21 protein-coding genes and 1 pseudogene are annotated in these 21,163 nt (G+C 61.8%); 13 read left to right on the top strand and 9 right to left on the bottom strand.

The genetic code is table 11. The features are described 5' to 3' along the window. The first annotated feature begins 104 nt into the window (after nt 1-104). The gene (locus AC630_RS11575; protein ID WP_074118657.1) at nt 105-1,130 is read left to right on the top strand and encodes a LysR family transcriptional regulator; all 1,026 of its coding nucleotides are present in this window, start codon (nt 105-107) and stop codon (nt 1,128-1,130) included. A gap of 178 nt (nt 1,131-1,308) precedes the next feature. Here AC630_RS11575 and AC630_RS11570 read toward each other — a convergent pair whose 3' ends face one another. Beyond that, complete coding sequence (locus AC630_RS11570; RefSeq protein ID WP_074118656.1) at nt 1,309-1,533, bottom strand: hypothetical protein; 225 nt, start codon at nt 1,531-1,533, stop codon at nt 1,309-1,311. Nucleotides 1,534-1,873: 340 nt separating this feature from the next. Between AC630_RS11570 and AC630_RS11565 the strand changes: the two genes are divergently transcribed. The 3 genes from AC630_RS11565 (at nt 1,874) to AC630_RS11555 (ending at nt 3,308) form a co-directional block, all read left to right on the top strand. Beyond that, nucleotides 1,874-2,329: an Hsp20 family protein gene (locus AC630_RS11565; RefSeq protein WP_074118655.1), complete on the top strand. Its 456-nt coding sequence runs from the start codon at nt 1,874-1,876 to the stop codon at nt 2,327-2,329. Between the two features lie 81 nt (nt 2,330-2,410). Then, complete coding sequence (locus tag AC630_RS11560) at nt 2,411-2,902, top strand: Hsp20/alpha crystallin family protein (protein WP_074118654.1); 492 nt, start codon at nt 2,411-2,413, stop codon at nt 2,900-2,902. A gap of 79 nt (nt 2,903-2,981) precedes the next feature. Next, nucleotides 2,982-3,308, top strand: a complete 327-nt coding sequence (locus AC630_RS11555) for a hypothetical protein (RefSeq protein ID WP_074118653.1) — start codon at nt 2,982-2,984, stop codon at nt 3,306-3,308. Nucleotides 3,309-4,344: 1,036 nt separating this feature from the next. On the opposite strand, the gene AC630_RS11540 is transcribed toward AC630_RS11555, so the two are convergent. Genes AC630_RS11540 through AC630_RS11525 form a run of 4 tightly spaced genes read right to left on the bottom strand, consistent with a single transcriptional unit; the run spans nt 4,345 to nt 10,548 of the window. Further along, entirely contained in the window at nt 4,345-7,494 is a 3,150-nt protein-coding gene (locus AC630_RS11540; protein ID WP_074118651.1) for an efflux RND transporter permease subunit, read from the bottom strand. After that, complete coding sequence (locus AC630_RS11535) at nt 7,491-8,567, bottom strand: efflux RND transporter periplasmic adaptor subunit (RefSeq protein ID WP_074118650.1); 1,077 nt, start codon at nt 8,565-8,567, stop codon at nt 7,491-7,493. Before AC630_RS11535 ends, AC630_RS11540 begins: the two co-directional genes overlap by 4 nt. Then, a complete protein-coding gene (locus AC630_RS11530) occupies nt 8,564-9,691 on the bottom strand; it encodes an efflux RND transporter periplasmic adaptor subunit (RefSeq protein WP_074118649.1) in 1,128 nt (375 codons plus the stop codon). Before AC630_RS11530 ends, AC630_RS11535 begins: the two co-directional genes overlap by 4 nt. After that, the gene (locus AC630_RS11525) at nt 9,688-10,548 is read right to left on the bottom strand and encodes a sensor histidine kinase family protein (protein ID WP_074118648.1); all 861 of its coding nucleotides are present in this window, start codon (nt 10,546-10,548) and stop codon (nt 9,688-9,690) included. The genes AC630_RS11530 and AC630_RS11525 overlap by 4 nt, the downstream gene beginning before the upstream one ends. A 193-nt stretch (nt 10,549-10,741) precedes the next feature. Between AC630_RS11525 and AC630_RS46870 the strand changes: the two genes are divergently transcribed. Continuing rightward, nucleotides 10,742-11,404, top strand: coding sequence for a TetR/AcrR family transcriptional regulator (locus AC630_RS46870; RefSeq protein WP_074118647.1), 663 nt, complete (start codon nt 10,742-10,744; stop codon nt 11,402-11,404). A 250-nt stretch (nt 11,405-11,654) separates the two neighbouring features. Here AC630_RS46870 and AC630_RS48265 read toward each other — a convergent pair. Together AC630_RS48265 and AC630_RS11510 are read right to left on the bottom strand one after the other, a co-directional pair. Further along, nucleotides 11,655-12,095, bottom strand: a pseudogene (locus tag AC630_RS48265) (TetR/AcrR family transcriptional regulator); the annotation flags it as partial. An 8-nt stretch (nt 12,096-12,103) separates the two neighbouring features. Then, complete coding sequence (locus tag AC630_RS11510) at nt 12,104-12,460, bottom strand: hypothetical protein (RefSeq protein WP_245330337.1); 357 nt, start codon at nt 12,458-12,460, stop codon at nt 12,104-12,106. A 1,114-nt stretch (nt 12,461-13,574) separates the two neighbouring features. On the opposite strand from AC630_RS11510, the gene AC630_RS11495 reads away from it, so the two are divergent. The 8 genes from AC630_RS11495 to AC630_RS11465 all read left to right on the top strand — a co-directional run bounded on the left by AC630_RS11495 (nt 13,575) and on the right by AC630_RS11465 (nt 19,895). Then, nucleotides 13,575-14,177 (top strand): PepSY domain-containing protein, encoded by a 603-nt coding sequence (locus tag AC630_RS11495; RefSeq protein ID WP_074118642.1) that lies wholly within the window; start codon nt 13,575-13,577, stop codon nt 14,175-14,177. Nucleotides 14,178-14,247: 70 nt separating this feature from the next. Further along, nucleotides 14,248-15,420 carry a patatin-like phospholipase family protein gene (locus AC630_RS11490; RefSeq protein ID WP_074118641.1) on the top strand — a complete coding sequence of 391 codons (1,173 nt, stop codon included), beginning with the start codon at nt 14,248-14,250 and terminating at the stop codon, nt 15,418-15,420. A gap of 32 nt (nt 15,421-15,452) precedes the next feature. After that, nucleotides 15,453-16,244, top strand: a complete 792-nt coding sequence (locus tag AC630_RS11485) for an acetoacetate decarboxylase (RefSeq protein ID WP_074118640.1) — start codon at nt 15,453-15,455, stop codon at nt 16,242-16,244. Nucleotides 16,245-16,329: 85 nt separating this feature from the next. Further along, entirely contained in the window at nt 16,330-17,118 is a 789-nt protein-coding gene (locus tag AC630_RS11480; RefSeq protein WP_074118639.1) for a 3-hydroxybutyrate dehydrogenase, read from the top strand. A 78-nt stretch (nt 17,119-17,196) separates the two neighbouring features. Beyond that, nucleotides 17,197-17,520, top strand: a complete 324-nt coding sequence (locus AC630_RS11475) for a hypothetical protein (protein ID WP_074118638.1) — start codon at nt 17,197-17,199, stop codon at nt 17,518-17,520. Nucleotides 17,521-17,639: 119 nt separating this feature from the next. Next, nucleotides 17,640-18,248 (top strand): sll1863 family stress response protein, encoded by a 609-nt coding sequence (locus AC630_RS11470; protein WP_074118637.1) that lies wholly within the window; start codon nt 17,640-17,642, stop codon nt 18,246-18,248. A 929-nt stretch (nt 18,249-19,177) separates the two neighbouring features. Continuing rightward, nucleotides 19,178-19,369, top strand: coding sequence for a hypothetical protein (locus AC630_RS43705; protein ID WP_143197968.1), 192 nt, complete (start codon nt 19,178-19,180; stop codon nt 19,367-19,369). A gap of 277 nt (nt 19,370-19,646) precedes the next feature. After that, nucleotides 19,647-19,895 (top strand): hypothetical protein, encoded by a 249-nt coding sequence (locus tag AC630_RS11465; protein ID WP_074118636.1) that lies wholly within the window; start codon nt 19,647-19,649, stop codon nt 19,893-19,895. Between the two features lie 117 nt (nt 19,896-20,012). Here the strand turns inward: AC630_RS11465 and AC630_RS11460 are convergent, their stop codons facing one another. Both AC630_RS11460 and AC630_RS46210 read right to left on the bottom strand, forming a co-directional pair. Next, nucleotides 20,013-20,384: a hypothetical protein gene (locus AC630_RS11460; RefSeq protein WP_074118635.1), complete on the bottom strand. Its 372-nt coding sequence runs from the start codon at nt 20,382-20,384 to the stop codon at nt 20,013-20,015. Nucleotides 20,385-20,626: 242 nt separating this feature from the next. Beyond that, on the bottom strand, nt 20,627-20,974 hold the full coding sequence (locus tag AC630_RS46210; protein WP_074118634.1) for a hypothetical protein: 348 nt from the start codon (nt 20,972-20,974) through the stop codon (nt 20,627-20,629). Nucleotides 20,975-21,163 lie beyond the last annotated feature (189 nt).

Genomic DNA, 21,163 nt, shown 5'->3' with positions numbered 1-21,163 from the left:
CATCATATAATGTGACGAACTTGCGTTCCAGATGACTAGAATAGCAATTGTCTAAATTCCTATATCGCCATACATAATTGAATGGCCCGGCACGAGCCCCAGGAGTGAAAGTGGACCTGCAATGGGATGACTTGCGGATTTTTCTCGCCGTTGCGGATGCCGGCAGTCTGAGCGCCGCTGCGCGACGGCTCAAGGTGAGCCAGCCGACTTTGAGCCGGAGAATTGCGGAGATGGAGTACGCGCTCGGCGATGCGCTCTTCGTCCGCAAGAGCCAGGGCATCTCCTTGACGAAAACCGGAACGCGACTGCTTCCCGCAGTTCAAGGCATGGCCCAATGGGCAACGGAAGCCAATCGGTCACTCGACGCGAAGAACTCGCCCGTGAGTGGGCGCGTGCGCATCACGGCGGCGCCAGCGTTCGCCTTCGATTTCCTGGCGCCGTTCGCGGAAAGACTCAAGAGGAAGCACCCACAGATCACTCTCGAGGTTCTGGCCAGCACGGAGCGCCTCAATCTTTCGCTGGGCGAGGCGGACATCGCGCTCAGGAAACAACCCTCCGATGATCCTGATTTGATCACGGTCGATGAAGTTATCCTACCGATCGGCGCCTATGCGAGCCGGGATTATGCTAGGCGCCTGCCCGCAACATACGATTTCCGCGACCTCGACTGGATCGCGTGGGCCGGCCAGCACGAAATGGCGAGCCCGAATCCGGAACTCGCGGGCAAGATCCCTGACTTTCGCCCTGCTTTCACGTCCGACGATTATAGCGTGCAGGTCGCCGCCTGCCATGCCGGCCTCGGTGCGATGATCCTATTGAAGACTCCCCATCGGCTCACCCGCCCGGGCGGATTGGTAGAACTGAAGCTCAAGCTTCCGACGACGCTCCGCGCACCACTCACGATCATCTGCCACAAGCGCATGGCGGATCTTCCCAAGGTGAGACTTGTCGTGGACCTGCTTAGGCAGGAGTTTGCGGACCTCAGGAAGAGCGAAGTCTCGGAAAGACTTCGAATGGTGACGCCAAAGATGCCAGGGAAAGTCAGAGACAGTAACGAGGCTTCACCCAACAGTCGAGGCGCGAAGCTCGGACAGGAGCGGATTGAGCGCGTTCACCGGTGGCCGACCTGACTTGTCGCGCCGACAGGGTCACGCCGCGAACCGATCCGGAGAGCCGCCCTGGAGTTGGCCCAGCAGACGCTGCTCTCGCTCAATACGATTCCGGTAGAGGTCGCGCTCCTTCCCACTCTTGGCGCGTAGTGGGCGATGATCTTCTCGCTGCCGCGGATCAGTAAGGCTCGGACGTCCGTCATTGCGCTGTCCCCGCGCTTGCCGGCGCAGTCGAACCTTTCGGGAGGCTAAACGCGACGGGGAAGGCTTTGGAAGCCAGCGCCTCAAGGGCGGTCTGCTCCTCCGCGAGACGCCGTTCGATGAACTGGCGCTCGAGGTCCGACAGCCTGGTGTTGAGCAGGCGTCGATAGCGGTGGATGTTGTTGCGGTGCGCACGGATACGGGCAAAATCTTCATCGAGCATCGTCGTCGCTCCTGACGGTCGTCACTGTCCTTTTCTAGAAACGGGAAAAGAGTTCCCGCGCAGAAAAATATTCGGAGCGATTTCCCTGTCAAGATGGCATCTACATCCCGCAGTTGAGTCCTTCGGCACGGGCCCTCGCCGGCCTCCTTCGATCGAAAAAATTTTCGAGGCACCACTTGAAACGACCTTCCGTTTATCTAAGTCATTTTTCGCCGCGAGAGCGGTGTGCCGGGCGCCTCATCGGGCCCGGTGCGGGCGCCGGGCCGGTGTCTTCGGACCCCGTCTGAAACCCCTGTCTTGCGCTCCTTCGTATCCATCTTGCTCTTTGGAGGACTTGGTTATGAGGACCACGTTTGACTTCGCGCCCCTGTGGCGCTCTACCATCGGCTTCGATCATCTGGCCGACCTCGTCGACAGCACGATGCGCCAGGCGACCGAGGACCACTACCCCCCGTACAACATCGAACGGTCCTGCGAGGACCACTACCGGATCTCGCTCGCCGTCGCCGGCTTCGGAGCCGACGACATCACCGTGACGGCCGAACAGAACGCGCTCACCATCGAAGGCAGGAAGCCCGAGAAGGCGGCCGGCGAGTATCTCTACCAGGGGATCGCCGCACGTCCGTTCAGGCGCGTGTTCAATTTGGCCGACTACGTCCAGGTGAAAGAGGCCGCTTTCCGCGACGGATTGCTGATCATCGATCTCGTCCGCGAGGTACCCGAAGCGATGAAGCCGCGCCGGATCCAGGTCGCAGGCGGAGCTTCTCCGTCGCAGATCGAGCAGAAGGCAGCCTGACGCCAGTCAAGGTTCGATGGCGGAACGCGGCGCGCGCAAGCGCAGCCGCGCTCCCCGCCGCATGCAACGAAGGAGAACATCATGGCAATTCGTGATCTCATTCCCCGGTCGCGGAATCAGGAACTTGCGCCGACGCGCGGCAACTACGACCCCTTCATGGCGCTTCATCGCGAGATGAACCGCCTGTTCGACGATGTCTTCCGCGGCTTCGGCGGGACGGGTCTGGCGCCGCTGATGGAAGGGCAATTCGGCTGGCCCAAGATCGAGCTCAGCGAGACGGACAAGGCACTGACGATCTCGGCCGAACTGCCCGGCATGACGGAGAAGGACGTCCAGATCGAAATCGCCGGTGGCGTCCTGACCATCCGCGGCGAGAAGAAGGCCGAGCGCAGCGACGAAGGCAGGTACTTCACCGAGCGCACCTACGGCGCCTTCGAGCGGCGGATCCCGCTCGAGGACGTCGACGAAGACAAGGCCGAGGCGGCGTTCAAGAACGGCGTCCTGACCGTGTCGCTGCCGAAGTCGGAAAATCCGCGTGCGGGCGTCAAGCGCATCGCCATCAACACCCAGTAGCAATCCGGACGGCGGCCACGCCGCCGTCCGGCACCAACTCGAACCCATCCCGAAGAAAGGAGCGTAAGGGAGGCAGCCGATGAGCAACGCCAACACAAACACCGGCAATCTCGATCGCCTCTTCCATCCGGCCGCGCACTATGCGTCTCCGGAGGACGTCCTCAACGACGATGAGCTTTCCGTGCCGGAAAAGCGGATCATCCTATCATCATGGGCGTCCGACATGTTCGCAGTGGAATCCGATCCTGCCCTGCGGGAGATTCCCGGCACGGGCCATACCGTTCGTCTGGCCGACATCCTGGCCGCACTGCGCCGGCTGGATGGCGACGACGATCCGCCGCGACCCGGCGGCATCCCCATGCGACTGCGGCGGCCTTGGGCCGCCGCGCGGGCGGACCGTTCGTGATGTTCACGCCTGCCGTGCTGGGGATTGTCCCGCTCGGGCACTCCTTGATGCCCCGGGCTCGTCGGGCCCTGGCTTTCTCCAACCTCTGGTCATGCCCAATTTGAAACTTTGTCGAGAATGGCAGGTGCAGCGTCCTACTTTGGTTTCAATACGAGAACTGGAAGATGAGTTTGCGGTTTTTGAGTCGTCTTTAACAGCTCAAGGAGCACGCCATGGGAGAGCGGCGCCGCAGAGTTAAACAAACCCGTTCCCTTGAAGAACGATTGGCCGAACAGGCCGCTAAGCTCAAAGAACGAGCTGCCTACCTCCCGGCTGGCACGCAGCGCGAGTGCCTTCTTCGAAAGGCCCGTCTAGCCGAGACTGGCGCGCACTTGACCGACTGGATCACCTCCCCCGGACTTCAACGGCCGAGGTAAGATGCCGGGCGCGGTTGCGATGGCTCGCGACGTAACTGAGGGCGTTGAGCGAGAACAGGTCCGCGCGTGAGGGGCGCGCCCGCCCCTCCGAACAACCCGGCTCCGATATAACGCCCGCGCTTACAACTGGAGCTAGTCGCAAACCAGAATACGTCGATAACGCCTGTAGACATATTGGCAGTCACTACCGGAATAGCGCGAGCTACCATAGGCGTAGCCAGCGTAAGCGCCGGCTGCGTAGGCACCAGCAGCATGAGCTGCGCGATAATCGTATCGCGCGTAGGCTCCGGAGCGGCTGATGTTGACCGACGCGGCCCGCGCTGAGTTTACGACCGCCGGCGCACCGCCGATGCCTCGGGTCGCGGTGAGGTCAGCGCGCGGACCTGCCGCCGGACCGAGGCGAGCCGCTGGACCACCGAGGCCGGCACGAGGGCCAAGCTGAGGAGGGCCTGCCAAGGCCGGCGGACCTGCGGCGGGCATCGGGGGAGGCCCGGCGGGCGGCATCGGCGGGGGGTGGAGGAAATTGCGCAAAGGCCGCAGTGGGCACGAGCGAAATCACTGCGAGCGTCACACCGACGGCAAAGGTCAATAGTCTCTTCGAGGGCATCGTCATCTCCGTTCTAGATTTGCGTCTCGAGTACCAGCTCTGGCGCATCGTGAGCGGCTATCTGTTCGGCCGGCTTTTCATGCGCAAACCCTTCAGGTTCGTGGGCGGGCGATCCATCGCCTTGTTCCGGCTGGATTCGGAACCAGGCCACATACAGCGCCGGCAGGAATAACAGCGTCAGCAGTGTGCCGACGATGATGCCGCCCATCATCGCGTAAGCCATCGGTCCCCAGAATATCTCGCGCGCGATCGGAATCAGCGCGAGACTTGCGGCGGCCGCGGTCAACAGGATCGGCCGCATGCGATGCTCGGTTGCCTCCACGACGGCCTCCCAGGCTGGGCGCCCCTCCCTCTTCAGATCCTCAATCTGCACGATCAGGATCACCGAGTTTCGGACCAGAATTCCGATCAGGGCGAGCACACCAAGGATGGCAACGAAACCGAGCGGCGCTCCGCTCGGCAGCAGGGCCATGACGACGCCGATCACGGCGAGCGGCGCGACCGCGAAGACCAGGAACAAACGATGGAAGCTCTGCAGCTGGATCATGAGCACCGTCGCCATGACGAACAGCATGAGCGGAACGACGGCCACGATCGGCGCCTGGCTCTTGGCGCTCTCCTCGACGGAGCCGCCGATATTGACCGAATAGCCCGCCGGCAGCTCCTTGGTGAACTCCGCGACTTTCGGCGCGAGCTGGTTCACAATCGTCTTCGGCTGCACGTTGCCAACGATGCCGGCCTTCAACGTGATGGTGGGGATCCGCGCGCGCCGCCAGATCGTCGGCTGCTCGAGCTCGTAACGCAGATTGGCCACGGCCCCGAGCGGCACGGATTGACCGCCGAGCCCCGTCAATTGCAGATCGCGCAGGGTGTCGATGGAAGCACGTTCCGGCGCGGTCGCCCGTCCCGTGACGTTGACGAGATAGATGCTGTCGCGCACCTGGGTGATCGGCGAGCCCTCGAGCACGGAGTTCAAGGTCGTGGCGATGTCCTCCGAGGTCACGCCGAGCTGGCGCGCCTTGTCCTGGAGAACGTCCACCTTGACGACGCGCGCCGGCTCCATCCAGTCGAACACGACGTTGCCCAAGTCGGGGCTGCTCCGGACGATCCCGGCGAGCTTCTGCGAGAGATCTCGCACCTTCGCGATATCAGGTCCACTCAAGCGGTACTGCACAGGGCGTCCGACCGGCGGGCCGACCTCCAGCAGCTTGACGTAGGTGTCGGTGCCGGGGAACGTCTTCTTGAGGTAGTCCTCGAATTGCGCCTTGACCTGGTCGCGCACCTTGATGCCTCCCTTGGTCACGACCACCATTTGACCGAACCAGGTGTTGGCGGTCTGCACGTCGAAGGACAGGACGAAGCGCGGCGAGCCGGTGCCGACGTAGGTCGACCAGTGGTCGACTGAATTATTGTCCTGAAGCTGTTCGCGCTCGAAGCGCGCCATCTGCGAGTTGGTATCGGCAATGGAGGCGTTCTGCGGCAAATTCCAGTCGATCACGAGCTCAGCGCGATCCGAGGACGGGAAGAACTGTTGCTGGACGAACTGAAGGCCGAACAAGGCGACCAGGAAGGCCGCAACCGTCACCGAAATCGTCATCCAGCGATGATGCATGCAGAACAGAAGCAGACGCGCGAACAGCTGCGCCAGGCGACCCTTCTCCCTATGATGGCCCTTCATCGCCGCGGGCAGGATGCTGACGCCGAGGAGCGGCGTAAACAGCACCGCGACGATCCAGGAAACGATCAGGGAGACGGCGATCACAACGAACAGCGTGAATGTAAACTCGCCGGCATTGCTGCTATTGAGTCCGATCGGAATGAAGCCGGCAACCGTGACCAGCGTCCCCGTCAGCATCGGAAATGCGGTCGACGTATACACGTGGGTCGCCGCCTTCTCCAGGGGATCGCCTATCTCAAGCCGCGCCACCATCATTTCGACCGCGATCATGGCGTCGTCGACCAAGAGGCCAAGCGCGATGATCAAGGCACCAAGCGAAATGCGCTGCAGCGAGATACCTGCCCAGGCCATCACAACGAAGGTGATGGCAAGCACCAGCGGGATCGCGATAGCGACCACTAACCCCGCGCGTAAGCCCAGACTCAGAAAGCTGATGCCCAGCACGATGACCACGGCCTCGAACAGCGCTTCGGTAAAGCCCGACACCGCGTGCTCAACGACCACCGGCTGATCGGCGACCAAGTGCACGCCGACGCCTATCGGCTGGTCGGCAATGATCTTTGTCATTTCTTCCTTCAGCGCCTCGCCGAAATGCAGGAGGTTGGCGCCGGACTTCATGCCGATCGCGAGCGCAATCGCGGGCTGCCCGTTGTACCTGAACAGGGTTTTGGGCGGATCGACATAACCGCGCGTGATGGTCGCAACATCGGTCAACGGAAAGAAACGGTCGTTGATGCGGAGGTTCACCGCCTTCAGACTTGCCTCGGAGGTGAACTGACCGTTCACCCGCACACTGATCCGCTCGGGCCCCTCCTGGAACACACCAGACGGCGCGACCGCGTTCTGCCCCTGCAGCGAAGCCATGATGGCGTGGACGTCGAGACCAAGGGCCGCGATCTTGCGGGTGGAGAATTCGAGATAAATGACCTCGTCCTGCGCGCCCAGAATATCGACCTTGCCCACATCCGGTACGGTCAAGACCTTGGCGCGAATGTCCTCGACCCGGTCACGGAGCTGGCGCTGGCTCAAGCCGTCGCTGGTGAAGGCGTAGATGTTGCCGAACACGTCGCCGAAGCGATCGTTGAAGCCGGGTCCGATCACGCCTTGAGGAAACTCGCCCTTGATGTCCGCGATCATATTGCGGACGCGAATCCAGGTCGGCTTCACGTCGGCAGCCTTCGTGGTGTCACGCAGATAGACGAAGACGGTGGTCTCGCCGGCAACAGTGACACTCTTGGTGTAATCGAGCGATTCCAGCTCCTCGAGCTTCTTCTCGATCCGGTCGGTGACGTGGCGCGTCATCTCTTCCGGCGAGGCGCCCGGCCACTGCGCCTGAATCACCATGGTCTTGATGGTGAAGTCGGGGTCTTCCTGCCGCCCCAGCTGGAGATAGGCAAAAAGGCCCGCCGCCATGAAGGCAATCATGAAATACCAGACGAGCGAACGATGGCCGAGCGCCCAGTCGGAAAGGTTGAACGACTTCATGGCTTTTCATCCTGTTCGATGCGGACTTGCTGTCCTTGCTTGAGGCTGTGGATCCCGGCGGTGACGACGCGCGCGCCGGGAGCCAGTCCACCGATGACGCGCGCGCCGGTTTGATCAGCGACGACATCGACCTTTTGCATCGACACCGTGCTGGCGGGCTGATCGACGATCCAGACAAAACTTGCGCCGTCCTTGGCGAGCAGCGCCGAGGCAGGCAGGCGCAATATCCGGGCTTGCCCCTTGTCAAGTTTCGCGGTGACGGTCGTGCCGAGGCGGAAGCCTTCAGGCGGATTGTTGAGCGCAATACGGACCCGCCTCAATCGCGTCACCGGATCGGCTTGCGGCGCGATCTCGCGAATGCCGCCTTGCACCTGAACGGCGGGCAACAGCTGCAGGCTGACCGTGAACGGCAGGCCGACCTCCAGCGGCAGCGGAAAGTCCTGTCCGATATCGACGACGGCTTCGCGAACATCGGGTCTCGCGATCGTCACCACGCTCTGGCCGGGAGATACCACCTGGCCGACTTCCGCCCCGACTGCGGTTACCACACCGGCAAAGTCGGCCTTGATCTGCGAGTAGCCGAGCTGCTCGATCGCCTTGGTCAGGTTTGCCTGTGCGCGCGCTACCGTTGCTTCGGCGCCGGCACGCGCCTGCTCGGCGTTATCCAGCGTCTGCTTTGTTGTTGCATCGGTGGCGATGAGCGTTCGCTGCCGTTCCTCCGTCGCTCGGACGGTCGCGAACTGCGCCTCCGCCTTGGCAAGCTCCCCTTTGGCCGAGCGAACGGCGAGCTCGAGGGCCGTCGCGTCAATGATGCCGACTGTCTGTCCTTCATTTACGAGATCACCGACGTAGACTGGACGCGTCGTCAGGCGTCCCAGCACGCGGAAGCCGAGATTGGTTTTGTAGCGCGGCTCGATAACGCCCACCGCAACCGCATCGTCCGCGTGCTCCGCTTCGAGAAGCACCGACTGGACGGGCCGCACGGGCTCCGGCGCCTTTGTCTCCTGCTGGCATCCGGCAAGTGCGAGCGCCCATGCAAGCGGGGCCGTCACAATGATTGCGCGGCTCGTCATGAGCGATCTCCTTCATAAGTCACGGGCTGGCCCACGCTCAAAAGCTTGCCGCCTTCGACTACGACGCGCTCGCCCGGCTCGAGACCCGCCTTGATCAATACTTCTCCGGCCTCGTAGCCATCGACGGCTACCGGCTTCAGTGAGGCTGTCCGCGTTGCCGGATCGACGGTCCAGACCGCGGGCCTCGTGCCCGCCGCCGTCAATGCGCTCCAAGGCAAGACGATCTGCCGCTGGGCATGTACTTTCACAGTTCCTGCGACGGGGCTTCCAAGCGTCATTGCGGCAGGCGGGTCCTTGATCGCCACCTTGACCCGAATGGTCGAACTTTTGGCGTCGACGGCCGGCGAAACCTCCCGAACGTGGCCGCTTGCGGTCACGCCCGCATCGGAGACGAGCGCCAACGAAACGCTGCGGTCGTCGACATTGCCGAGGAAAATAGACTCATAAACGTCAAACACGGCGTCCCGCTCCCCATCCTGTGCCAGCGAAAATACGGGTTGCGCAGCCTGCACGACCTGACCGGTTTCCAGGTTGCGAGCGGTGACGACGCCGTCCGCTTCGGCTCGTAGCGCGGTGTAGCCAAGGGCCTCCTTTGACGTTCCGAGCTGCGCTCTTGCCGCTTCGAGCGCGCCTTCCGCGGTCCGCAATCCTTCCTGCGCCTGGTCGTAGGCGGTGCGCGTGGTGAAGCCGCTTGCGATCAGCGCCCTCTGCCGCTCAAAGGTCGCCTTCGCCACACGCAGCTGGGATTCTGCGGCGAGGACAGCAGCGGTCGCGGCATCGACATCGGCGTCTTGCTCGGCGGGGTCGAGAAGGGCCAGCACTTCGCCGGCCTTGACGTGGGTCCCGACTTCGACATAGCGCGCGATCACACGTCCGCTGACACGGAACGACAGATCGGCGCGGAAGCGGGGCTGCACCTCGCCGGTCAGGGAGATCGAGGCTTGCCGGTCCTTCGACTGAACGACCTCCGTGCGCACGAACGCGGCGCGCGCGGGCGCAGCATCGCCGCGATCGTTGCAGCCGCCGAGCCCGGCTGCGACAAGCGCGAGCGCCAAGCCGGCGAGAGGCTTCAGCAAGCGCTCGGATTGGCCGATTTTGGTGTGGTTCGAATAGTCCGGTTTCATAGCGCGTCCATGCGGTGAGAGGTTGACAGCAGCTCACCCAAGACGTCCGAGCCCTTGCGGAGCGAGGCCAGTTCATTCGGATGCGCTCGCAACAAATTTGGATCCGCTCCGATCGCGGCCGGGCGCTCGACCTGATTCGAGAGGCCGGGGCCCGAGCCAGGCGTCACGGACGACCTCGCCTTCAGCGGGCGCGGCGACCTCATGCGGCGCGCCGCCATCGACCAGTTCGCCTGCCGCTCCCGCTCGCTCAAGTGAAACGAGAGAACGACGGATGTGAACTCGGCGGCCAAGCCGTGCTCAATTCGTCCGCCCAGCCCCTTGGCAAGGTCACTACGGATCTGGAGCTCACGACCCATGGCCGCCCGCGTCAACCGTGAGCCGTTATCCAGCACGACGCAGTTCACCACCGCACCGATGCGCGTCAGCTTGACTTTGATTTCGCCGGCGCGGGCTTCGAAATACGCATGCTTCGCCGCGTTTACGATCAGGTCGTGGACAATCAGGCCAAGCCGCCAGCACCGCCCTGATTGAAGCGGAAGAGATTCAGTGGCGAATGCCAGCCGGATCCCCATTCGATCCAACAGGGACTGGCGCATGGCGCAGCCCAGTTTGCGAATGTAAGTCGCGGCGTCATGGAGGGCTTCGCCCTGGGGCATTGCGAGCGCCCGATGCAGCTCGGCATGTCCGTGCAGCAGCTCGACCACATCGCATAAGGCGGCCTTTGCTTCCGCCCCGTCGGCCCGGATGACCGCAGCCGAAACCAGATCGATCGCCGAGGCGATCCCTTGATCGACCCTGTGATGCAATTCGCGCAGCAGGACGCCCTCTTGTGGGCGGTGCGGGTCCGGGCTCAACATAGTCACTTTGATCTCCTGAGGTGGACCGGAGGATCGGGGGCCAACGCACACAGACCGTCCGGAAAGCCGTCGCGGGTCGGCCTCGCGACGCATAAATAAACTATACCGTATATTTTCTTTTTCTTGCCTTTTCCCATCGGGCGTGTCAAGTGCGATCTGCGCGCGCACAGACTCGTGATTGGGAGATCGACGGATGACGAAGAAGAACACCCCGAAACGGGGCAGACCGCCCAAAGATCTCGCCGGTGACGTTCAGGCCCGGATCCTTGATGCAGCCCAGCAGCTTTTTCTCGAGAAGGGCTACCGTAGCGCCAGCATCGATGACATCTCCGAGCTGGCGCCGGCGAGCAAACCAACCATCTATGCCCATTTTCCCGGCAAGGAGGCACTGTTCGCGGCGGTGGTGGCCCGCACCATTACCGGGCTGACGGATTTCGAAGGCTTCGAGCCCGAGGGCCGCACCCTTCAGGACAAGCTCTCGAGCCTCGGCACCGCCGTCGTGGAGAAGGTCATCGAAGAGTCGTTGGGCATGGTCCGCGCCACGATTGCCGAGGCGCAGCGCTTCCCGGAGTTGAGCCGCAACGTCCACGATGCTGCACGCGATCGCTCCGTCAACGCCATTTCCCAACTCCTGAATGAAGCGACCCAGAAGCTGGCGCGCTCTTCAAAAGGTCCCTTCAGTAGCAAGCGAAGCCTTGCCACCGCTCAGATCTTCTTGGATCTGATACTGTTGCCGATGCTGTTTCGTTCGTTGGTGGGAGAAACATCCAGGGACCTGAGACGCGAGCTGCCGTCTTTCGTGCGCGAACGGGTTGGCTTTTTCCTTGCGGCCTGCGAGGCAGACTGGACGCCGTGAGCCGGCGATCGCCAAACGCTAGGTGCGACAGGGAAACTTGTAAGGTAAACCGGCCCGAACGCTGGTCACTTGCGAGGGCGCCGCGTTGACGGACGCTGCGTTGCTCAGCGCGCCTGCGCAAAAGCTCATCATCTCGTTGAAGGCCGGCCGAAGAGCGGCCGCCTTGATACGGGACGGATTGAGGTGCGTCCATCGCGTCCAGGAGGCAGCAGGCCAGCGCCATCGGACTCCCTGCTCGAAATTCGCCACCGGCCTCCCCGGCCGCAATCACCGACCGCACGACACCACGAAGGCGATCCGCATGGGACAGGCTGGCCGGCCAGTTTGCTTGTCCTGCGGCGACCACCAGTTCGTGCAATCGGACATTATTTGCCAGACGATATTCATGCATCCGGGAGATCGCCCTAAAGGCGGCATTTAACCGCTCCGGGCCCGAGCGACCGCTTCGCGCTGCACTTGCAGCTGCCGCGGACACCTCCTCAAGCAGCTCTGTCACGACGGCCTCTTCGAGCGCTCGGCGGCAGGGATAGAACCGATAGAGATTTGCGGATGACATCGATGCGTCGCGAGCGACGTCGGCAACCGTGGTCTTCCGGTACCCGATCTCGCGGTACAAGCGGATTGCAGCCTGCACAATTCGTTCGCGAGTGCACGACGATCCAACCCGACGGGTGGTCTGCGCCTTCGGCATGCTCGGCCTCACCGCGACGGAATCGCGTGCATTTCACGCCGGCACGCCTCGCCGAATTCACGCAACGGATCCATCTCCTCCATGAAGCCCGGCAGGTCGACGAACGACGTGTTCGGCGCAAGGTAGGTCTCGATGATCAGCCGGCCTGCCCGCTCCGCGGCATGGACCACCTCGTCGTCGGACAGAATCCGCATACGCCCGATAAGCGCATACAAATTCACCAGCGCCGGGATCTCGGACTTGTCGCTGGTCAGCGCCTCCGCATAAAGCCGAGACGCCTCCTCAATGAAGCTTCGATAAAGCTTTTCACGCTTGGTAACCGCGTGGGCATGATGGCGTTCGCGGCCCCTGCGGCGACGGGTCACCCACCCGCTCACGATCGTGGAGATCGCTCCGAAGGCCGAGCCGCCGAACGCGGCGAAAGCGGGAACATATATCGTGTTCATACGATCATTCCTCATCTTTTGAGCCGCGGTACCGCTGCGATCCTATGGTCCTGACCGAAGCAGTAGGCGCTGCGTGCTCGAAGACGGCTCTGCAAGCATCGCTCAGGTCTGACTTCTTTTGCCTGAGACAGGCTTCCACATTCGCGGCGTCAGGGATGTAGCCGGCGCACAGACGAAACGCATCAGGAGCGCATGCCGCCCTCTGCTCAGGTGTGCCGCGGTCCTCCTGCGCGGGGGCGGCCGCCGCGCCCAACGAAATGAACACCAAGACCGCGAGTACCAGCCGGTTCTCGAACATATCGGATCCTTTCTCAAATTGAGGCATCTGCTGTCCGAGCGAACCAGGTCTCGCGACCTAGGTCCCCTCCATCCAACCAGGACGAACACGGGCTTGTGAATCTCTGCTCTTGACACATCCCGCTATCCGCGCTGTATATGAAATATACGGTGTAGTTTATTTACGAGATGAAAGATGTCAAGCCTGTTCTTGGCAATCGTACGGGAAAATCCCTGGCCGGCGATTGCCGTTGCATCGCTCAATGCCCCAGCCAAGCCGGCTTGCGGGATCGGATCTCGCGATGCCGCCGATCTACATCCACTCCGATATGAAGAGACCGGAAGCGGTGGTGATCGATACCAATCAGCCCCTGCCGAAGACGGACAAGGGGATCACCGTCGTCTCCTCGCGGCTTCAAAGCTTTGAGGTGGCCGATGCTGCCCAAGCCACAGGCTCGCCCGCGACCATCGACGACAGCGGGAGCCGTCCCGCAACGTCGATGGCCTCGCAACTCCGCGAGAGCCTTGCGCAATCTGTCGCTAATCAAGTTCCGGGCGGAGCGCACCGGCGCGTCGCGTCGGAGCAGCGGCGCACGTTCGCTGACTCACCGAACGGGAAGCGGCGGCGATCTGCCGGACATGTAAGGCCCGAGAGCACCCCCGGCTGGTGCAATGCGTTGAGCGGTGACACTTGTCGCCCTCATGCTCTCGCGCGCGGACTAGCCGACCAGCCGTTTTGAACCATGGGACTTACCTGATGTCGAAAAAGTATTTGTTTGCCCTCATCGTTTGGTCCGCCGCGCTCGCAGCAACAGGGACGGTCGCCGATGTCGCCCAAAGGCCCTTGGATGCCGATACCCGTGGCGCGACGGCGCAAGGCGAGGCCGAGGAGGCAGCGATTCGCCGCGTGCTCGAGCAATTCCGCACCACGCGCGTCCCGCTCAGCCAGGCCATGGCGATCGCCGAGCATTTGCATGACGGCTCCAGAACCGCGGATATCAGCTTCGAAGCATCCGGTACGCCCGTCTATCGCGTGCGCACGATCAAGAACGAGCATGTATGGGAGAACGTCATTGATGCAAACACCGGCAGCATCACGGGCAAGGAGATCGCATCTACTCTCAAGGAGCTCGATCGAGAAGACCTCGCCAAAGTCGTTGCCCTGAAATGGATCAAGCAGGAAATGGCGGATGCGGTGCAGGTCGCCGAAAGAGCCGCAGCCGGCAGCGCGCTGGCGGGAGGGCTGATCAGGCAGGACGGCAAGCTCAACTTCGTGATCGTCGTCGCCAGTGGCGACCATCTGAAAGAGGTCATGCTCGAGCCGCCCGAGGTCGGAAAGCAAGGGTCGTTCCGCCATTAGCCACAACAGGCAATCGCGTTCGACAAACCAGGAACCGTTTGGCCACACCACAACAAGAGCATGTCAAATCATGAACTTTCAACCTCGAGCACAATTCACAACCGAGCAACGGCGATTGCCCTTCGACTGCATCGCCCTGCTCCTGCAAGGCGGCGGCGCCCTCGGCGCCTATCAGGCAGGCGTCTACGAGGCGCTGACCGAAGCCGGTATCCATCCGGACTGGGTCGCCGGTATTTCGATCGGCGCCATCAACGCCGCGATCATCGCGGGCAACCCGCCCGAGACCCGGGTTGACCGGCTGCGGGATTTCTGGACTCAGGTGACCTCGACCGGTCCCTGGGATTGGTCCGACAATTCCCTTTTTGATTGGGCCCGGAGCGACGCCACGCGCAATATCGTCAACCAGATGAGTGCGGGCCTCGCCGCGGCCTGCGGCGTGAGTGGCTTTTTCTCCGCGCGCCCGATGTTGCCCTGGCTGCAGGCTGCCGGGAGCAGCGATGCCACCAGCTTCTACGACACCGGCGCGCTCAAGAGCACTCTCGAGCGTCTGGTCGATTTCGATCGCCTCAACACTGGAATGACGCGCTTCAGCGCAGGGGCTGTCAATGTCCGGACGGGCAATTTCGTCTATTTCGACAACACAACGCATACGATCCAGCCGGAGCACATCATGGCGAGCGGCGCGCTGCCGCCTGGCTTTCCGGCCGTCGAGATCGAGGGCGAGCATTACTGGGACGGCGGCCTCGTTTCGAACACGCCCTTGCAGTGGGTGATCGAATGGGGTGCCCCGCAGGACATGCTTGCCTTTCAAGTCGACCTTTGGAGCGCGGCGGGCCAGGTTCCGCGCAACATGGGCGAAGTCGCGACGCGGCAGAAGGAGGTCCAGTATTCGAGCCGTACGCGCGCAAGTACGGATCAGTTCAAGCGCGTTCATCGTCTGCAGCGTGCCCTTGCCGCTCTGTTGCGACGCCTGCCCGAAGATCTTCGCGAGCACGAGGACGTGAAACTCCTCAGCACGGCCTCGTCCGATCATGTCTACAACATCGTCCACCTGATCTATCGCGCGCGCAATCACGAGGGGCACTCCAAAGATTACGAATTTTCCCGCCTCTCGATGCAGGACCATTGGCGCGCCGGCTATCACGATGCGCTGCGCACGCTGCGCCATCCCGAGGTGCTCACTCGTCCCACCAGTGCGGACGGCGTCTTCACGTTCGATCTCGAGCATGATGGCCGCGAGTAGACCGATCGCCACTGTCTTACGGAGAACCCAAAATGCGCGAGAACGACGTCCTCAAGCGGGCTTTTGCAATGCCCCTGACCAGCCCGGCCTATTCGCCGGGGCCCTATCGCTTTGTCGATCGCGAGTACCTGATCATCACTTATCGCACCGATCCAGCCAAGCTGCGCGCAATCGTACCCGAACCGCTGGAATTCGACGAGCGCGACGCTCTCGTCAAATATGAGTTCATCCGGATGCCGGACTCCAATGGGTTTGGCGATTATACGGAAAGCGGCCAGGTCATCCCCGTCTCTTTCCGCGGGCGCAAGGGCGGCTACACGCATTGCATGTTTCTCAATGACGAGGGGCCCATTGCGGGTGGACGCGAGCTCTGGGGCTTTCCGAAGAAGCTCGCGCAGCCGACGCTGCGAACCGAGATCGATACCTTGATCGGCACGCTGGACTACGGCCCGCTGCGGGTCGCCACGGGAACGATGGGCTACAAGCACCGTGAGGCCGAGCGGGCGTACATCAATGCCGCTCTCAAAGAGCCGAACTTCCTGCTCAAGATCATTCCCCACGTCGATGGCAGTCCGCGCATTTGCGAACTCGTCGAATACCACCTCGAGGACATCGTGCTGAAGGGAGCCTGGACCGGGCCGGCGGCTCTGGCTTTGACGCCCCACGCTCTGGCACCCGTTGCAGAATTGCCCGTTCTGGAGATCGTTTCCGCCGTTCCCATCCGTGCAGACCTCACGCTCGGCCTTGGAAAAGTGGTCCACGACTATCTGCAACAGCCGGCTCGACGCTCGCTCCGGGCAAACGAGAAAGCTCTGGTCTTCTGAGTGCAACGCCACGCCAAGCCGGTAGATCTTCCGGCTTGCAAAGTTTCGGTTCTTTCCTTGCGAGACACAGACGAAGGTAAGCGAGATGGGAATTCTGAAGGGCAAAACGGCCGTTGTGACCGGCTCAACCAGCGGCATAGGCCTTGCGTGTGCCCGTGCGTTCGCCGGCGCCGGCGCCAACATCGTACTCAACGGGATGGGTACGCCGGCCGAGGTTGAGAGGGACCGCGCCGCGATCGAGCGCGACTTCGCCGTCAAGGCGATCTATTCGCCCGCGGACATGGCGAAGTCGAGCGAGATTTCCGAGCTCATTGCACTCGCGGAGAAGACTTTCGGCAGTGTGGATGTCCTCATCAACAACGCTGGCATCCAGCACGTCTCACCGATCGAGGAGTTTCCGATCGAGAAGTGGGACGCGGTCATCGCCATCAACCTGTCCGCCGCGTTCCACGCCATTCGCGCGGCCGTGCCCGGCATGAAGAAACGCGGTTGGGGCCGCATCATCACCACGGCCTCGGCGCATTCGCTGGTCGCCTCGCCCTTCAAGTCGGCCTACGTCGCGGCCAAGCACGGCATCGCGGGCCTCACCAAGACGGTGGCGCTGGAACTCGCCAGATCGAAGATCACCTGCAACTGCATCAGCCCCGGCTACGTCTGGACGCCGCTCGTGGAGAGGCAAATCCCGAACACGATGGAGGCCCGTCGGATGAAGAGAGATGAGGTGATTAACGATGTCTTGCTCGCTGCGCAGCCCACCAAAGAATTCGTTACGGTCAAGCAAGTTGCCTCGCTCGCCCTGTTCCTGTGCAGCGACGACGCCGCGCAGATCACCGGCGCCAACCTGCCCGTCGATGGAGGCTGGACCGCGGCGTAAGGCGGTAGAAGTCAGCTCCAGAAACGCGCGACGACACGCCACGCCGCCGCCAACAGCTCACAACCCGGACCTCGAACAATGTCTCCCAGCTCAAGCAGCAACCAGCTCAATGAAACCAACGGCAAGCAGGTCTTGCACCGGCGCGACCACTCGAAGCTCAATGTTGCAAGAAACAGCACGCTGCTCGACGTAGCCGAAGATGAGAACCTGACCAAGGCCTTGCGCCTGCGCGAGGCCGCCTTCAATGAGGACGTGCTGCCCGCTGGTACGGAGCTGAAGGCTCCGCTGGAGTTCTACGCTGCGATCGAAGCGGAGCGCGCGGCGCGCAGCCGGAAGCAGGCATCATCCAAGCAAATCGCCGGCCGCAAAGGGTCAATGTTCTTTCCTCATCTGGCAGCTTGATGGCGCACGTTTGGCTGGTGCGCGCAGCGGCTTGCGAACACAACATAGTTGACGCAGGTCAACGCGAGCGAAGCCAAGCTCAGCGATCATTTTACATCAGCTAGTCAACGGAGACGGCAATGGCAGAGCAGAGCAGCATGCACTTCTACCTGAATTGGGCCAAGGAGCGGATCGACGAGATGGATGCCGCACTGGCGTCGTTCGAGGTTAAAGCAGGCGAGGCGAAGGTTGAGTCCAAGGTCAAGGCCGACCAGATCGTCGCAGATTTGAAGAAGCGCCGCGACGAATTCCAGGCGCTGCTCAAGACGCAGGCCGAAGTCGGTGAAGCCGCCTGGACGCGCACCAAGGCGGATCTGGAAAAGCAATGGAACGGCTTCGAAGCCCAGATGAAGACCTACTTCGAAAGCGCCGGCAAGCAGATCGAACAGCAGCAAGCCACGTTCAAGCAGGTTGCCGCCGCGCAGGCGAAGGCCTGGGGCGAGGCGGCGGACAAGTTTCGGGAGGCGGCCGGAGAGGTGACCGCGGCCCATACCGGCGACTTCGACGCCGCGCTCAAGCAGATGAAGGCCGACGCGTCCGAGGCGGAAGCGCGTCTCGAGAAGCTGAAGCAGGCGGGCAGCGAGTCCTGGTCGGTGCTGAGCGCCGGGCTGGCGGAATCCCGCAGGGCCTTTGACCAGGCCAACCAGGCCGCGTGGAACACGCTGAAGGGTTCCGGCTCGAAGAGCTGAGGTTGCCTCATCGGCAGACGCCTATCAGGAGAGACACCAAATCGCTAAGCGATCCGATTTGCTCGCCGTAGTAACCCTACTCTACGATGGGGGCGTAACAGACCTGCCCGAGCAGCGCCACGGTATATGTTGGACCGGAGATAAACCCGTATGGTCGATTTGATGCACGACTAGTTCAGATTTTGGACCGAACCTCCGAAGCTCCATTTCCAAACGCGCCCAGAACATTTGGCGCGAATAACTCAGCAGCTTGAGTGCTGGCTGGGGCGGGAGGGATCGAACCCGGGCTTCCACAATCGGCTTAATGAGAGGCTCGGCTCGGCAGGGAGGCCGCCCTTACTGGCGACCGAAGTTGTCGATGGAAGGACGGGTACATCAAACAGACATCCCTCGTACGGGATCCCCGCTCTGGTCCGTCCAACCAGTCAATGCTGCGCTTGGGAGACGGAGGATCTTGTTCGGTCCGTGAGCCAGGAGTGACCCAAAACCGCCCGGCGCGGCGATGGTCAATTGTAGCGCCAGTAAGTATTTGGAGCACTTTGGAAATTGGTGGGCGCACCAGGGCTCGAACCTGACCACATGACGCCCCGGAATGGCGGCTACGTATCAATACGTAGTCCCTTTTTTGTTGATGCAGCCGTCACGAAAGGCAATTAGCCTGATTTCATCATCGGCTTATATGGGCGTCTATCCGATGACTGTGAGCAGAAGACTCAGGCCCTGACCCAGGGTGTGGCGCTTGCCCAAAAACTCTCCCCGCCTGCTCTGCTCGCAATGCGGCAAGCCGATGCACTTCGTGATCGCCAAGACGGGCGGTCGTAAGTTCCGGTGTATCAAGTGCGATGACATCGACCCAATGCAGGTCCCAGACTTTCAATCATGGACCAAGAGCGAGTTGCGTCCGCCAAAAACGACATGAAAGCCACCTCATGCAGTTTCAAGGTATCGAATACACAATAGTCCAAACTGCCAATCCCTTCGGCTGGAAATGGTCCTTTGAGCGAGAAGGGCTTCCGCCGAAAACTGGCACTTCCAGTGACCGTGAAGGCGCAATCTTCGCTGCGGAATGGGCAATCAATCAATCTTCCAAACAGAAGCGCTATTTGAAAAAGACCGACTGAATTGGACTTCCCTATCATGACGCATCCGCGCCACGCACAATCTTTAGAACGTCGGCGTCTGCTGCCATGCCGAACAGTCAGCATGCAGTGCATCGGCCGGGGCGATGGATGGTAAGGGTCAAGCTGCCTGACCTGCCGCCCGGTTTGCCAGCGCACAGCGGTGGGGCCCTTCTATTCAGGTTTTGACGCACTATATTCTACCCATCGCTCGGCCTGACTGATCGGCGCCGGTGACAGAGAGAGGTTCGTGCTCCCGCCGCACAATTGGAGCATAACAATGAACGCTCTCGTCTATCCCTTGCATTTTCACCGCCGGTTTGAACGTCGCTGGGCCGCACAAGCGGCCGGCGACCAAAGTCGCCGCTCGCCCGCGCAGGGAACGGACACCTGCACCAAGTGCGGCCATGTCGTCACCGCACCGTCCAAATCAACCCATTTGCCGACCGGAAGAATTGTCAACCATTGGCATTGCTCGGCCTGCGGCAACACCTGGGACACCTTCGTCGATTCGCGGCTGAGAAAATAGCGAACAGCGCCTGCGGCTTCCAATTCGGCAAAGACTGCTCATGCAGAACGCCAGCATGATGGACGAAGATTATCTTGTTGCAGTAGGGATATCTCGCCGCACGGTTTGAATTTTTGCTCAGCTCTTCGTCGCTGTCTTTGCGAGTTCGAGATCGATCGCGCTCACACAGGCCTTGGCCAACGAGTAGTCCATGCTCGTCGAGGCCACATTTCTCACGGTCTCGCTAACGAGATTTTCCTTGGAATAGACGCTGGTCGTCTTGAACCTTGCGATTGCCCCGTCCGCGGCTGTGAACTGGGCAACGCACAGGGGTACGAGAATAGACATCCGGCCACTGGTCTCCGCCGCCACACTCATGATTCTGGCGCGCTCACTCGTGACCCAACCGCCCCAGATGAAACCGATCGCCACGGTCGCAACGGCCCCAAGGGCGATCCCCTGAAGGAGACGGGTTCGCGACTCACCCTGCAATAGCGCGGGAACTTTCATGTATATTGCCCTTCTTGAACAGCGGAATACGAGTACACACGGAGGCTTGCGTCCTTGACGCACGACATGTCCGGTCTCCAGCGAGAGCCGCGAAGAAATCGAGCGACGTTCAACCTTGGGCTCAACGTCGCCGGCCCTAGGCGGCGTTGCGTCAGCTTACGATCGCCTTTGCAAGGCTCCCGGATACGAAGTCCCAGTCTATCTTCGCTTAGAAGCGATCAGGTGGAAGTTCCGACCTTTACCTACCTCTTCTTCGCCGGCCCGAAATCCGGCTGCCAAGCGACCTCTTTGCGGCTCGGCTGTGCCGCGATCACTTTGGCCTTTTCCTTCTTCGGCTTCTTGGCTTCGCGATTGCCACGTTGCTGTCCCTTGGCCACGATGTCCATCTCCTGTTGGCGTTCGAGTTCGTCCAGTTCATCCGACTGCAGAACGCGCCCACGCGGCGTGCAGACGCGGACATCCATGTAACCGTCGCGCAGCAGCTTTCGCGCGAGGCGCAGTGCGACGGTCGCGCTGCCGCGGCCGAGATTGGCGCTGCCGTACTCGTTGGTTCCCGTGACCAGGTAAGGCACGCGCGTTGCCTTAGCCATTGAGAATAGCCGCAGCACACACCAGAAGCAGAAGAAACAGCGGAACGATCACCGGCGGCACGATCCATTCCGAGGCGCGAAAACGCGACATCGAACGCTCCTGCAACTCAGTCGGCGGGAGCGCACGTGACCCTCAGTCACCGGTCGATGCCGTTGAGAAGTGCGGTGATGCGATGATCGTACGCCTGC

Origin of the sequence: Bradyrhizobium sp. AS23.2, assembly GCF_001908185.1 — a bacterium.
Taxonomy (GTDB): domain Bacteria; phylum Pseudomonadota; class Alphaproteobacteria; order Rhizobiales; family Xanthobacteraceae; genus Bradyrhizobium.
Note: the sequence above shows the minus strand (reverse complement) of the source record. Positions and strands in the feature narration are given on the sequence as shown.